Genomic DNA, 13,348 nt, shown 5'->3' with positions numbered 1-13,348 from the left:
GTATAGCAAATTCACGATTAATTATAAATGAAGTCACTATACTCAATACATCTTTTTAGTTTAAGGGGTCATTTATACTATAGAAAAATGCCCGCTACCTTTATTAGTAACGAGCACTTTTTCTATACTTTATTTACAGCTCTTCTTATCGCTTTCCCTATTTCCATGCTAGACTGTGGATTTTGCCCTGTAATTAAACGCCCATCTACTACAACATGCGGCGTGAAATTTGGAGCCACATAAAACAAAGCTCCTTCTTCTTTCAATTTACTTTCTAGTAAAAACGGCACTCGCTTTTCTAAATGCACAGCTTTTTCCTCATCATTTGTATAACCTGTTATACGCTTACCGGCAACAAAAAACGAGCCATCTTTATTTTTCACACCGACTAAAGAACTTACTCCGTGACAAACAGCCGCCACAATCCGGTTATTGTTGTACATATTCTCAATTAAACTTGCAACATATGGATTACCTGGAAAATCTACAATCGCTCCGTGCCCACCACCAAATAAAACCGCATCATAATCCGAAAAATGAACCGTTGAGATCGGATTCGTATTTTGCAATAAAGAAGCGACATGCTTAAATTCACGAGGTATCCCGTTCGGAATAGACACTCTATCAATCGGTACTTTACCGCCCTTTATCGACACAATATCAACATCGAACTTAGCCTTTTTAAATACATTATAAGGAGCTGCGAGCTCTTCCAACCACAAACCAGTCGGGTGTCCATTCATATCATGAGCGCTTGTTGAAACTAACAATATCCTTTTCAACATATCCCCTCCTTACTACCTATTTATATATGGAGTGTTCTTAAATATTGCGTATGAAACAAACAAAAAAATAGCCGACTCTCTTATAAAAGTCGGCTTTCTTTTTATAACTCGAGCTCTCCCATACGAAGAAGCTCAACAACTGCTTGTGAACGTCCTTTAACCCCTAGCTTTTGCATTGCGTTTGAGATGTGGTTGCGAACTGTCTTTTCACTGATAAAAAGTTCACCTGCAATTTCTTTCGTTGTTTTATCTTGAACCAGTAATTCAAATACTTCTCTCTCTCTCTTTGTGAGTAAAGGTTTAGATTGATACGCTTTTTCCTTCAACTGGTATAACCCTCCTTGCTTAAGCCAGAGCTGTGTATGTGTAAGTTGGGTGTTTATTTAGTCAAGATATTGTATGAACGAAATGTGCGGGTGGTGAATGAAAATGGGCTTTATTTCACATGTTATTTTAGACTTTTATACAGTGCGTACACTCTTTTTATCCACTTACTTTTCAATACGCCATATTTGTTCTAGTAATACGCTGACAACAGTACCTACAAACAAACCATTTCCGAATATATATTGTATAACAGACGGCAATGATTGGAGTGCTCCAGACGGTAAAAACATAACGCCGCTACCAAATAATACTGCAACGCCTAAAATTGTTACATTCCTTTCATTAAGCTCCACTTGTTTTATATTATTGAACCCAATTCCAATTAACTGTACGAAAGAAGCCATTAAAACCGCAGATGCAACAGCGGATGGTAAAGATGCTAAATAACGAATAATACTTGGAAACAGCGACATTACGACTAGTAACATACATGCTAGTAAGAACGAACGTATATATTTTTGTTTCGTTAAACGTATAAATCCTGCCGTTGCCGGTAACGGTACGACACCTACAGTTGAAAATATGGAAGAAATGATGTGTGAAATGCCTCCAACCCACGTTCCATCCTTCAACTGTTTCTGTTCAATAGTCGCTTTTTGAATGGTAGCTTGATTAATCGCTATAATAGCTGCCACTGTATTTGAAACTAAAATACATACCATAACGAAACTTGATACTGCCATACCTGTATTCCATTTTGGAAGTCCCCAAGCAAATATTTGCGGAAGTTGCACAAAATGAGTTACTTGAGATGGAATCGTCACTTTTCCTGCAATTAGAAAAAGAATCCACCCACTAATTAATCCTATTAAAACCGCATAACTTTTGACAAAACCTTTCCCAAAATTAGATAGTATAATAACGAAAAGAAATATACTAAACGCAATTATCGCTGTAAATCCATCAATTTGAGAAGCAGTAGCAGTAATTCCTAACATCCCTTTTAGGAATACACCGCTTAATTGTAAACATAATAAAAGTAAAAACGTCCCTGTCACAAGCGGTGTAAATAAAAATAAAATACGTCCGATAAAACCAGTTACGCCTAATCCTATTAAAATAACACCAGAAATAATCATTCCCAATTCTAAAATTTGCAACGTACTATGTAATTGATCTTGCCCGACCGTTGCGTAAGCAAGTACGGTAAATACGCCAACCCAAGATCCAGCTGGTCCATCCGCAATTGGAAGTCTATGTCCAAGCCACCCTTGTAAAAAAGATGATATACCAACTACAAAAAATGTACGCTGCATTAAATAAAATATTTCTTCCGTCGTAAGATGAAATAATCCGCCAACGACAATTGGTAATGCGATTGAATTCGCTAATAAAAATATAAACCATTGCAAAGTTCCCATAATATGATTTTGATTATGTTGATTGTCCAAATTTTTCATCCCTTCTAGCTTCCTTATAAAAAATATATTGTAAGCATAAAAAAGAAGGGTTCTACACACACAATTAGAACCCTTCCAAAACATTTAAACGATTCCTTTACACAAGATTATTTAATTCCACCTCATTTAAACTTCCAACAACAATATTTCCTTGATGCACGACTAAACGCTTCTCTGTTTGACGCGCTACCGCTTCAGCAGTACATGTTGCATTCGTCAAAACAAAACTCGCTTCATCTCCTACATTCGGCCAAACTCGCTTCCCATCATCGTTTAACGTTTCTTTTCCTCCCGTAATAAAGCGAAGTGCTTTTCCTAAAGACCTTTCATCACTCCATCCAAAACGTTCCGCTAATCGATTTGCCTTTTGCAGCATATCACCCGTTCCAAACGGTGACCAATGATCTGTAATACTATCGTTTCCTAATGAAACTTTCACACCTTTTTTATCTAATAACGGAATTGGAATTACTTGTTTCCCAATTGGAACCGTTGAAGTAATATCAATGTTTAAAGCAGCTAGTCTTTCTGCCACTTCTTCAGCTTCTTTATCCGTAACACCACCAAGTCCAAGCGCATGACTAACCGTTACGCGCCCTTGCCATCCCGCTTCCTCTGTTAAACTTGCCAATCTTTTCATCGTAAACGTTCCAAGATTGTTCGCATCATGCAGATGAATATCAACGTCCGCATTAAATTCTACCGCGATATCCATAATGGTATGTAATGATTTTTCAATATCATTATCCACTGTAGCTGGATCCACTCCACCAACTAGTTGCGCACCCATACGCATCGCATCTTTCACGAGTTGCACAGAATTACTGCGCAATAATCCATGTTGCGGAAACGCAACGATTCTACTAGAAACCTGATCTTTATATGTTTCCAACGCCGCTAACGTCGCCTCCAAATTACCAAGTCCAATAATCGGATCAACATTACAATGCGTTCTTATATTCGTCGCACCGTTTCGAAGCAATAACGCTAGCATATTTTCCGCTCTATCTTGAGCAGTTGCTAGTTGCTTTGGCAAAATCTTTTCTTCTTCTTTAAAACGTGTAAAGATACTTTCTGCTGGCATACAAGCTTTCCACGGGCCACTATAATAGGTTTTATCAATATGAATATGCATCTCTTCAAAAGCCGGTAAAATTAATAAGCGATTGGCATCAAGAATGAGTAACCCTTCCTCTTGAACAGTCCCTGCTATGATGTTTTTAATTCGTCCCTCTTCAATAAGTAAACTACATAACTCTGTTTCTGTTTTTGAAATTCTCCCCTCTTCATATGTATACCCCGATTCAAGCGTTACATTAGTCAACCAATATGCTGTCATCTCTATTTCCCCACCCTTTATTAAAAGTTACGTCTTACTATAATTTTAATATCAACTGAAAATTAAGACAATTAATATGACTGTCCCCTAAAAAAATGTAATACAACCTCATAGTCTCCTCATAGATTTCCATATAGAATAAAAGTATAGAGTTTGCTATAAAAAGGAGTGGATTGGAAGATGTCAAAAAGGTTATGTAAATCCGAAACTGATAAAATGCTATTTGGTATATGCGGTGGTTTAGGAGAATATTTTGATATTAGCTCTACTCTCATTCGCATACTTTGGGTCATTGCTGTTTTATGTTTTGGGACGGGATTTTTAGTTTATTTTATTTGTCTATTACTTATGCCACGCTCTTACTAATAACCTTCTTTCATACATTTGAGCATAGCGTATACAAAATCCCCTATAAATTTTTCTATAGGGGATTTTGTCATGAAGAATATTTCATCGTTAAATGTAATACTGCCACTTCCTCTTCTTCATTCTTATAACTATGTTTCTTATTCGCTTCAAATTGAATGGAGTCAAACTCATTTAATTTGTATACGTCGCCTTCTACTTGAATCGATACTTTTCCTTTCATTACTGTTACAAGCTCAATAGCACCTTCATGATGAGCTTCTGGTTCATATATACTATTCGCCCTTAAACAAGCACGGTGCATTTCCATCCCCGTTTCTTTCGTATAACGGAACATCGTTTCTAGATGCCACGCTTGTCCTACGTCTACTGCAAATCCTTCTCCGCAGCGCGCAACCGCTACAGGTTCTCCAACAACCATCAATCTCGATAAAGGAATCGATAATCCTTTCGTTATTTTCCAAATGACGGCTAACGTCGGATTCGTTTCACCCCTTTCAATCTTTCCTAACGTTAATTTACTAACTCCTGTTTTTTGAGCTAATTCTTCTAAACTTAATTTTTGTTCATTTCGAATTTGTCTTAATAGCTGACCTACTTGCTGAATGACTTCTTTCGTTTGCATATCTTCATGTTCTTTCATCTATAAAACCACCTTAAAGTATAAAATAGTTTACTTTTAAAACATTAAAGTATATTATACTATACATAATCATTTAATTCCAAAAGGAGTGTTATACTTCATGCGCGCAATATTATTAGGACTTTTATCATCGGCCTTTTTTTCTGCAACCTTTATTATTAATAGAGCGATGAATGTATCTGGAACGAGCTGGGCTTGGACAGCTTCCTTCCGTTTTTTATTTGCTCTCCCTATTTTATTCCTTATCGTTTTATTTCGCAAAAACTTAAGGGAGTTATGGGAAGAATTAAAGAAACATCCATTGGCTTGGATCGGGTGGGGTTCTGTTGCTGGTATTGGTTTCTATTCTTTATTAAGTTTTGCAGCTGTCTTTTCTCCAGCTTGGCTCGTTGCTGGAACTTGGCAAGTTACGATATTAGCAGGTTTACTACTATCACCACTATTTTTCGTTAAAATAGAAACGAAATCAGGTACAAAACTTGTACGCGGAAAAATTCCACTTCGTAGTTTATATGTCGCCTTATTTATTTTACTTGGTGTAATTTGTATGCAAGCAACCGCAGCAGGTCACATTACAATAACTCAGTTCATTTCAGGTTTTTTACCTGTCGTGTTAGCTGCTTTCTTATATCCGTTCGGTAACCGAAAAATGATGGAACTTGTTGGCGGGCGTCTTGATACATTCCAACGTGTATTAGGAATGGCAATAGGTAGTCTTCCTATAACAATTGTACTTGGTATATACGGATTTTCTACTACTGGTATTCCAACATCAAGCCAAATGCTACAAGGATTTTTGTTAGCATTATGTTCTGGCGTTATAGCGACAATGACATTTTTCTTCGCTACTGACTTAGCCAAAGATAATCTCGCTCTACTTGGAGCTGTTGAAGCAACGCAAGCTGGAACGATGGTCTTTACCGTGCTTGGCGAAATTGTTTTCTTAAATGGTTCATTTCCTGGCGGGCTTTCCCTACTTGGAATGATTATTATTATGTTAGGAATGGTTGCAAATAGCATTTTAAACCGTTCTGTTCCAGTCGTTAAACAGAAAAAAACAGCATAAAAAAAGAGTATGGTTCTGTGACAAAGAACTATACTCTTTTTATTGTCCCCCTATTGCGCCTTATCAGAATAGTATTTCATTAACGGTTTATACTAAAACCTATGTTATAATACGGTTCATGCGCAACAATAGGAGGTAAATTATGTTAAAAAAAGCAATCGCTGAATTTATTGGTACATTTGTACTAGTATTATTCGGAACTGGAGTAGCTGTCATTGGCGGCGGAATTGAAGGAATTGGAACATTAGGAATCGCTATGGCTTTCGGTCTATCTATTGTGGCTATGGCATATAGCATCGGAACAATTTCTGGATGTCACATTAACCCAGCAGTATCAGTAGCTATGTTCATCAATAAAAGAATGAACGCTATGGAACTTTGTTATTATGTATTAGCTCAAATTTTAGGTGGTTTATTAGGAACTGCAACGTTAGTAACAATTTTAAAATCTGCTAAAACACCTTTAGATAATTTAGGACAAAATGGTTTTGGAACTCTTGGTTTATCTGGAGCATTTCTAGTTGAATTTATTTTAACTTTCGTATTCATTTTAGTGATCGTTGCTGTAACAGGTAAAAAAGGAAGTTCTTCTCTAGCAGGATTAGTAATTGGTTTCACATTAGTTTTAGTTCACTTATTAGGTATTCCGTTAACTGGAACTTCTGTTAACCCAGCTCGTAGTATCGCCCCAGCTTTATTCGCTGGCGGAGAAGCCCTTTCTCAACTATGGGTATTCATCGTTGCACCAATTCTTGGTGGTATCGTAGCAGCTATCGTAGGTAAATTCATTTTAAATACTGAAAAATAGAATTTTCAATATTTCTGAATAAAAAAAGGCGAGCCCTCATTATGAGGATGCTCGCTTTTTTACTCTTTCATTTTAGACTTTAAATTTGTAACTAGTTGATCTACCGTTACATTTGCAAGTACATTTTCCATCGCTTCTTGTGCTTGCATTAAAATAATTTCTAATACTGATTGAATATTAGCTCCTACTGGACATTCAATGTTGGGATTTTCATGGAAGGAAAATAGCTGTCCTTCTTCTACAACTTCCACTGCTTTATATACATCAAGTAATGTAATTTCTTCTAAATCACGAGCAAGTGTCGTACCACCTTTACCAGCTTGTACATCAACAAGTCCTGCTCTCTTCAACATTCCTGTAATGCGACGAATCACAACTGGATTTGTATTCACACTACCGGCAATCCATTCAGAGGTACAGCGAGAGTTTCGATCTATCGCAAGTAATGTCAGCATATGAACACCTACTGTAAAACGACTACTAATTCCCATCTGCACACCCTCCTTTTTATTCATTCTATTAAAAGACGACTCTTATTATTATATACTATTTTTAATTTATACATAAAGAAAAAGCATGATTTCATTAGGAAATCATGCTTTTCTCTCATTATTGACGCTTTATAAATTTCGCTAAGTCTTTAAATTTCACTTTGTCTGAGTAATTCATTACACCATTTACGTAAATGCGGCTTGTTAGCATATTGACGATAACAATAGTCACCAATAAAATGACTAACGTCACAATAATTTCTACAGTGCCCGCTTCACCAGATACAAGTCTTGAAAAAGTAACCATAGGTGTAAAGAATGGAATATATGAACTAACTATAGCTAATGTACTATTTGGATCAAATAATGATTTAAGACTAATAAAAAATGCCGCCATACCTAACATTGTAATTGGGAACGAAAGAGATTGCACATCCTCAATTTTTGATACAACAGCACCAACCGCTGCATATAGCATTGCGTATAGTAAGTAACCCGTAACAAAATACACAAAGAACATACTAATTACTACAGCATCCAATTTAGAAAAATCTAGTGTGAGTCCTATTAAAGATGCATTATCTAAATCCACCCACCCTAATAAATTTGGTACAAGAAAACCGAAAGAAGCAATAACAAGTAATAGTAAAGCACTAGAAACAATTGCTAAAATTTTGGCATGTAGCATTGTTAATGGTTTTACTTTCGGAAGCATTAACTCCATAACACGGGATGATTTTTCAGATGCCACAGTTGTTCCAATTGCAGCACCAAAGATAACAATAAACATATATAAAGCAAACGAGAAAACATAACCAATTCCAAAGGAAGATGCATGATCCTTTACTGCCTCTTGCTTTAACGGAATTTCCATCTGTAACTGTTTGGCTACTTCTGCAGATACATTATTTTTTTCGATCATTACCGCTGTATATTGTTCTTTTAAATAACTCGCCATAAGTGTAGCAGTTGATTGACTTGGAAAACCACTATACATATACGTCACTTCTGGAATACCATTCTTTTCTGTAATACGGAATAAACCGTCTAAATCCCCATCTTCTACTTGCTTACGTAACTCATTAAACTTATCCTTATTTTCTACCGTTACTTTAGCAGACGGGAGTAACTTTGTTACATCACTTTCTTGCACTTTATACGTATCGCTTTCTGTTACTACAGCAAATTTATCTTTTCCTTTATCGTTATCAGCTGTGAAATGATTAAAAGCAAAAAGCCCAAACACAACTAAAAATAAAATCGCACTCGTAATTAATGATTTTTTAGATAAAAATGCTTCTCTAAAATAAAATGAAAATACGTGAGAAAATTTACGCATCGTTATTTCGCCCTCTCTACAAAGATTTCGTTTAACGTCGGCTCTAACATCTTAAATTGTCGTAAGGTAACGCCTTGTTCTTGTAATTGTTGTAAAATGTTTAGAGCTTCTGCATCATCTTGTAATCGCACATAAAGAAGGCCTTGTTGTTTTTCATACGATACATGTATAGCTTCTAGTCCCTTCTCATTCACTTCTGTATCTTCAATCGTTAAATTACGGAAACCATATTGTTTTTTAATATCACTTAATTGGCCTTTTACGACTGCTTCGCCTTTTTTCAAAATACATACATGTTGGCAAAAAGCCTCTACTTGTTCCATACGATGACTAGATAAAATAATTGTCTTTCCGCTCTGTACTTGTTCTTCAATAATGCTAGCTAACATTCCAGCATTCACTGGATCCAGTCCGCTAAATGGCTCATCTAAAATGAGAAGTTCTGGATTATGAAGAAGAGCAGCAATTAATTGAATTTTTTGCTGGTTCCCTTTTGAAAGCTCTCCTGCTGTTTTAAATTTATATTCTGGTATTGCTAATCGATCTAACCAGTGATCAATAGCAAGATCTACTTCTTTTTTCGTCATTCCTTCTAATCTACCAAAATATCGCAACTGGTCTATTACTCTACTTTTTGTATATAAACCTCTTTCTTCTGGTAAGTATCCTATCGTTACCCCACTAGTCCCAAATGGTTTTCCATCCCATGTAATAGAGCCTTCATTAGGCGTTAATAGTCCGAGAAGCATTTTGATTGTCGTTGTTTTTCCTGCACCGTTTCGTCCAAGCAATCCTAACACTTCACCTTTTGGTAATGAAATTTGCAAGCTGTTAACAGCTTTTGATTCCCCAAATTGTTTCGTTAAGTTTTGAATTTGTAAACTCAAAGTATAAAGCCTCCCCTTTAGTATCATTCATACTCTCTTTCAAAGACTATGTTTATTCAGGATAAAATATAGCACTACACTCCATCCTCTTATTATGTAGCATCTCTCTAATCCATCATTTGTTTCATTTAGTTAAAATTGTAAATAAAATTACGTGATTTGTCAATTATAATTGTCATTTCGACAATTATAATTGACAAAATAATTCCCATCATTTTTTCTCATCTTTCTAATATAGGACATACTACTATATATACAAAAGACAATATGCAAATGTTCATACAAAAAATATTATTTTTCGATATATAATATTAACTGGTTTTCTAACATCAAGGAGGGTACATATGAAGATGAAAAGGGGCATTACCACTTTATTATCTGTAGCGGTTCTATCTACATCGCTTGTAGCATGTTCAGGAATAACAGAGAAAACAGTGGCGAAAGAAGAGAAAGTAAAATTAACAGACCAGCAATTAATGGCTGATTTATGGTATCAAACAGCCGGTGAAATGAAAGCACTGTACTACCAAGGATACAATATCGGTCAATTGAAGCTTGATGCAGTTCTTGCAAAAGGGACAGAAAAAAAACCTGCAATCGTACTTGATTTAGATGAAACTGTTTTAGACAACAGTCCTCATCAAGCAATGAGCGTAAAAACAGGCAAAGGCTATCCATATAAATGGGATGATTGGATTAATAAAGCTGAAGCTGAAGCCCTCCCAGGTGCAATTGATTTCTTAAAATATACAGAGTCTAAAGGTGTAGATATTTACTACATCTCAAATCGTAAAACGAACCAACTAGATGCAACAATTAAAAATCTTGAGCGTGTAGGTGCTCCTCAAGCAACAAAAGAACATATATTACTACAAGACCCGAAAGAAAAAGGAAAAGAAAAACGACGTGAACTCGTTTCTCAAACACATGATATCGTCTTATTCTTCGGTGATAACTTATCTGACTTCACTGGTTTTGATGGAAAGTCTGTAAAGGATCGCAATCAAGCAGTAGCAGATTCAAAAGCACAATTTGGTGAGAAATTTATTATTTTCCCTAATCCGATGTATGGCGATTGGGAAGGCGCTTTATATGATTATGATTTCAAAAAATCAGATGCAGAAAAAGATAAAATCCGCCATGACAACTTAAAATCATTTGATGCAAAATAAAAGAGGATGGCATGTGCCCTCCTCTTTTATTGCATATTTCTCGTTAAAGGTAAAATAAACACTTCTACACGTCTATTTTTCGCTTTTCCTTCTTGCGTATCATTTGGAGCAATTGACCGGTATTCTCCGTAACCAACTGCACTAAATTTTCCTGGTTGTAATTCTTTATTTTGCAGTAATACTTGCATAAAATTAACTGCCCGCTGCGTACTTAATTCCCAGTTCGATGCAAATTGCGCATTTGCAATAGGAACATTATCTGTATGTCCAGATACTGTGATTTCACGAGGTGATGCTGAAACAAGTAAATTAGACATTTCTTTCGCAATACTTAACGATTCTAATTTTACGTCCGCTTTCCCAGAATCAAATAGTACATTTTCTAATATCGTTACCTTCAATCCCTTTTCTGTTAAATCAGTTTTAAAAGAAGAAGATAATCGATTTTCCTCAATATACTTATCAATACCTTTTTGTACCGCTTTTAATTCGTTCATTTCTTGTTGCTTTACTTCAGCTTCAGCATTCTTTTTAATCTTCTCAGACTCTAAACTACTTGCTGATAATTCCTTTTCATCATTTGGCTTCTGATCACTTAAAAATTCTTTGTTACCTGTTCCACCAGCTAATTCACTTCGAAAAGCAACAGCCATCTGTTTAAACTTAGCAGCATCTATACTGCTCATTGCGAATAAAACGATGAACAATGCAAACAACAACGTTAACATATCAGAATAAGGGATTAGCCAAGTTTCATCGATATGTTCTTCGTGTTTTTTCTTTTTACTTCTTCTATTTTTTTTACTCCGCATTTTTTTCTGCCCCTTTTTCAAGCTTTTTGCGCTCAGTTGCAGAAAGTGCACCTAAAATGCGGTTCTTCATAATAAACGGATATGTACCTTCTTGTAACATTAATAAACAATCAATAATTAAACGTTTTTTCTCTAATTCAGCTGCAGATTTTTGCTTTAATTTATTTGCAAATGGATGCCATAGTATATAACCTGAGAAAATACCAAAAATCGTTGCAATAAATGCACCCGAAATAGCGTGACCTAACTTTTCAATATCAGTTAAATTACCAAGTGCAGCTACAAGACCAATAACAGCACCTAAAACCCCTAATGTTGGTGCATATGTACCAGCTTGAGAAAAAATTGCTGCCCCCTTTGCATGCCTTTCTTCAATTGCTTCTAATTCAGCTTCTAAAATCTGCTCTAAATCTTCTGCAGATACGCCATCAATCACAAACTTCATACCACGCAAAAGAAATTCATCTTGAATTTTGTCTAATTGCTGCTCTAAAGACAAAATACCGTATTTTCTACTTTCAGATGTCCAATGAACAAACAATTCTAGCAACTGTTCATAACTTAAATCTTTTTTATTAGACCCAAAAAGAACTTTAAATAATTTTGGAATCTTTTTTAATTGATCCATCGGAAATGCGATACATACTGCAGCAAATGTACCAACAAAAATAATTAATGCTGCAGCAGGATTAACTAAGGCCATTACGTCAGCGCCCTTGACGACCATCCCTACAACTACCGCCACTACTCCTAAAATGATTCCAATAAGTGTTGCAAAATCCATTCCCATTCACTCCTAGTCTATACAAGAAGTTCTTTATTCTCGATAATCGCTACATCTTCTTATGTATATATATTACATAAAAAATGAATTTCATGAAAGATAAGAAATGAATTATATAAAAAAATACTACAATTCCACACATTTTCTGACATTTTCTTTGCATTTCTATTACGTTACGACTCTTATATTTCTTTTTCAGTAAACTAGACTTATAATAAAAAACGATACATATTTTATTAAGAAAGGATTGTGATTACAAGGCATCATGAAAAAAATAATCCTTATTTCTGCCGCTACTATTGTAATCGGTATCACTTCTTTCGCTTACTTTGATTCTAAATCGCCACTACAAAATGAGGCGAAAGCTGTCGAAAGTCAACAGCATAATAATCACCAAAAAGAAGAGATTCCTGCTTTTCCAAAAGCTGATCATAACGCCAAGAAGCTAGACAATGATTTTTCCGTTGTAACAAATCCAGATTCTAACCTTGTATTAGTTAATAAACATCGAAAACTACCAGATGGATACACACCTGAAGACTTAACAAGACCAAATGTACCATTTACTAGTCCAAAAGATAAAGAAAAAACATTGCTACGCAAAGATGCTGCAGATGCGCTTGAAAATATGTTTGAAGCAGCAAAAAAAGAAGGACTTGAACTTACAGCTGTATCTGGTTATCGTTCATACAAACGCCAAAAATCATTACATGATACATACGTTAGACGTCAAGGAAAAGCTGAGGCAGATTCAGTAAGCGCCATTCCTGGTACGAGTGAACATCAAACTGGTTTAGCAATGGATATTAGTTCAAAATCTGCTAAATTCCAATTAGAGCCTATTTTTGGAGAGACAGCCGAAGGTAAATGGGTTGCAAAACATGCTCATGAATTTGGCTTTGTCATTCGTTATTTAGAAGATAAAACAGAAACAACAGAATACTCATATGAACCGTGGCATTTGCGCTACGTTGGAAATCCATACGCTACATACATATATAAACATCATTTAACATTAGAAGAAGCGATGGAAGACAAAAAATAAGAGAGCATGTTGCTCTCTTATTTT

General features: G+C 35.5%; 15 protein-coding genes. 5 read left to right on the top strand and 10 right to left on the bottom strand.

The window, feature by feature from the left end; all coding sequences use genetic code 11:
* Nucleotides 1–122 precede the first annotated feature (122 nt).
* The 4 genes from MR147_RS17060 to MR147_RS17045 form a co-directional block, all read right to left on the bottom strand.
* A complete protein-coding gene (locus tag MR147_RS17060) occupies nucleotides 123–785 on the bottom strand; it encodes a type 1 glutamine amidotransferase domain-containing protein (RefSeq protein WP_074607634.1) in 663 nt (220 codons plus the stop codon).
* Nucleotides 786–886: 101 nt separating this feature from the next.
* The gene (gene gerE / locus MR147_RS17055; protein ID WP_000659484.1) at nucleotides 887–1,111 is read right to left on the bottom strand and encodes a spore germination transcription factor GerE; all 225 of its coding nucleotides are present in this window, start codon (nucleotides 1,109–1,111) and stop codon (nucleotides 887–889) included.
* A gap of 165 nt (nucleotides 1,112–1,276) precedes the next feature.
* The gene (locus MR147_RS17050; protein ID WP_242304573.1) at nucleotides 1,277–2,572 is read right to left on the bottom strand and encodes a purine/pyrimidine permease; all 1,296 of its coding nucleotides are present in this window, start codon (nucleotides 2,570–2,572) and stop codon (nucleotides 1,277–1,279) included.
* A gap of 97 nt (nucleotides 2,573–2,669) precedes the next feature.
* A complete protein-coding gene (locus tag MR147_RS17045; RefSeq protein ID WP_242304571.1) occupies nucleotides 2,670–3,911 on the bottom strand; it encodes an amidohydrolase family protein in 1,242 nt (413 codons plus the stop codon).
* A gap of 180 nt (nucleotides 3,912–4,091) precedes the next feature.
* Between MR147_RS17045 and MR147_RS17040 the strand changes: the two genes are divergently transcribed.
* A complete protein-coding gene (locus MR147_RS17040; protein WP_000044337.1) occupies nucleotides 4,092–4,277 on the top strand; it encodes a PspC domain-containing protein in 186 nt (61 codons plus the stop codon).
* Between the two features lie 70 nt (nucleotides 4,278–4,347).
* Here the strand turns inward: MR147_RS17040 and MR147_RS17035 are convergent, their stop codons facing one another.
* Nucleotides 4,348–4,920, bottom strand: a complete 573-nt coding sequence (locus tag MR147_RS17035; protein ID WP_242304570.1) for a helix-turn-helix domain-containing protein — start codon at nucleotides 4,918–4,920, stop codon at nucleotides 4,348–4,350.
* Between the two features lie 100 nt (nucleotides 4,921–5,020).
* On the opposite strand from MR147_RS17035, the gene MR147_RS17030 reads away from it, so the two are divergent.
* Nucleotides 5,021–5,986 carry a DMT family transporter gene (locus MR147_RS17030; RefSeq protein WP_087932396.1) on the top strand — a complete coding sequence of 322 codons (966 nt, stop codon included), beginning with the start codon at nucleotides 5,021–5,023 and terminating at the stop codon, nucleotides 5,984–5,986.
* A gap of 142 nt (nucleotides 5,987–6,128) precedes the next feature.
* A complete protein-coding gene (locus MR147_RS17025) occupies nucleotides 6,129–6,794 on the top strand; it encodes an MIP/aquaporin family protein (RefSeq protein ID WP_074607624.1) in 666 nt (221 codons plus the stop codon).
* 59 nt (nucleotides 6,795–6,853) lie between these two features.
* On the opposite strand, the gene MR147_RS17020 is transcribed toward MR147_RS17025, so the two are convergent.
* The 3 genes from MR147_RS17020 to MR147_RS17010 form a co-directional block, all read right to left on the bottom strand.
* Complete coding sequence (locus tag MR147_RS17020; RefSeq protein ID WP_000512998.1) at nucleotides 6,854–7,285, bottom strand: Rrf2 family transcriptional regulator; 432 nt, start codon at nucleotides 7,283–7,285, stop codon at nucleotides 6,854–6,856.
* A gap of 118 nt (nucleotides 7,286–7,403) precedes the next feature.
* A complete protein-coding gene (locus MR147_RS17015) occupies nucleotides 7,404–8,624 on the bottom strand; it encodes an ABC transporter permease (RefSeq protein WP_001225004.1) in 1,221 nt (406 codons plus the stop codon).
* Nucleotides 8,625–8,626: 2 nt separating this feature from the next.
* Nucleotides 8,627–9,511, bottom strand: a complete 885-nt coding sequence (locus MR147_RS17010) for an ABC transporter ATP-binding protein (protein WP_242304569.1) — start codon at nucleotides 9,509–9,511, stop codon at nucleotides 8,627–8,629.
* 344 nt (nucleotides 9,512–9,855) lie between these two features.
* Between MR147_RS17010 and MR147_RS17005 the strand changes: the two genes are divergently transcribed.
* Complete coding sequence (locus MR147_RS17005; protein WP_000782747.1) at nucleotides 9,856–10,683, top strand: 5'-nucleotidase, lipoprotein e(P4) family; 828 nt, start codon at nucleotides 9,856–9,858, stop codon at nucleotides 10,681–10,683.
* A gap of 26 nt (nucleotides 10,684–10,709) precedes the next feature.
* Here MR147_RS17005 and motB read toward each other — a convergent pair whose 3' ends face one another.
* Both motB and motA read right to left on the bottom strand, forming a co-directional pair.
* Entirely contained in the window at nucleotides 10,710–11,495 is a 786-nt protein-coding gene (motB, locus tag MR147_RS17000; protein WP_001256753.1) for a flagellar motor protein MotB, read from the bottom strand.
* Nucleotides 11,485–12,279 carry a flagellar motor stator protein MotA gene (motA, locus tag MR147_RS16995; RefSeq protein WP_000344867.1) on the bottom strand — a complete coding sequence of 265 codons (795 nt, stop codon included), beginning with the start codon at nucleotides 12,277–12,279 and terminating at the stop codon, nucleotides 11,485–11,487. Before motA ends, motB begins: the two co-directional genes overlap by 11 nt.
* Nucleotides 12,280–12,544: 265 nt before the next feature.
* On the opposite strand from motA, the gene MR147_RS16990 reads away from it, so the two are divergent.
* On the top strand, nucleotides 12,545–13,324 hold the full coding sequence (locus tag MR147_RS16990; RefSeq protein WP_074607620.1) for a M15 family metallopeptidase: 780 nt from the start codon (nucleotides 12,545–12,547) through the stop codon (nucleotides 13,322–13,324).
* Nucleotides 13,325–13,348 lie beyond the last annotated feature (24 nt).

The organism is Bacillus cereus group sp. BfR-BA-01350 (genome assembly GCF_022663775.1).
In the GTDB taxonomy this organism is placed as follows: domain Bacteria; phylum Bacillota; class Bacilli; order Bacillales; family Bacillaceae_G; genus Bacillus_A; species Bacillus_A paranthracis.
Note: the sequence above shows the minus strand (reverse complement) of the source record. Positions and strands in the feature narration are given on the sequence as shown.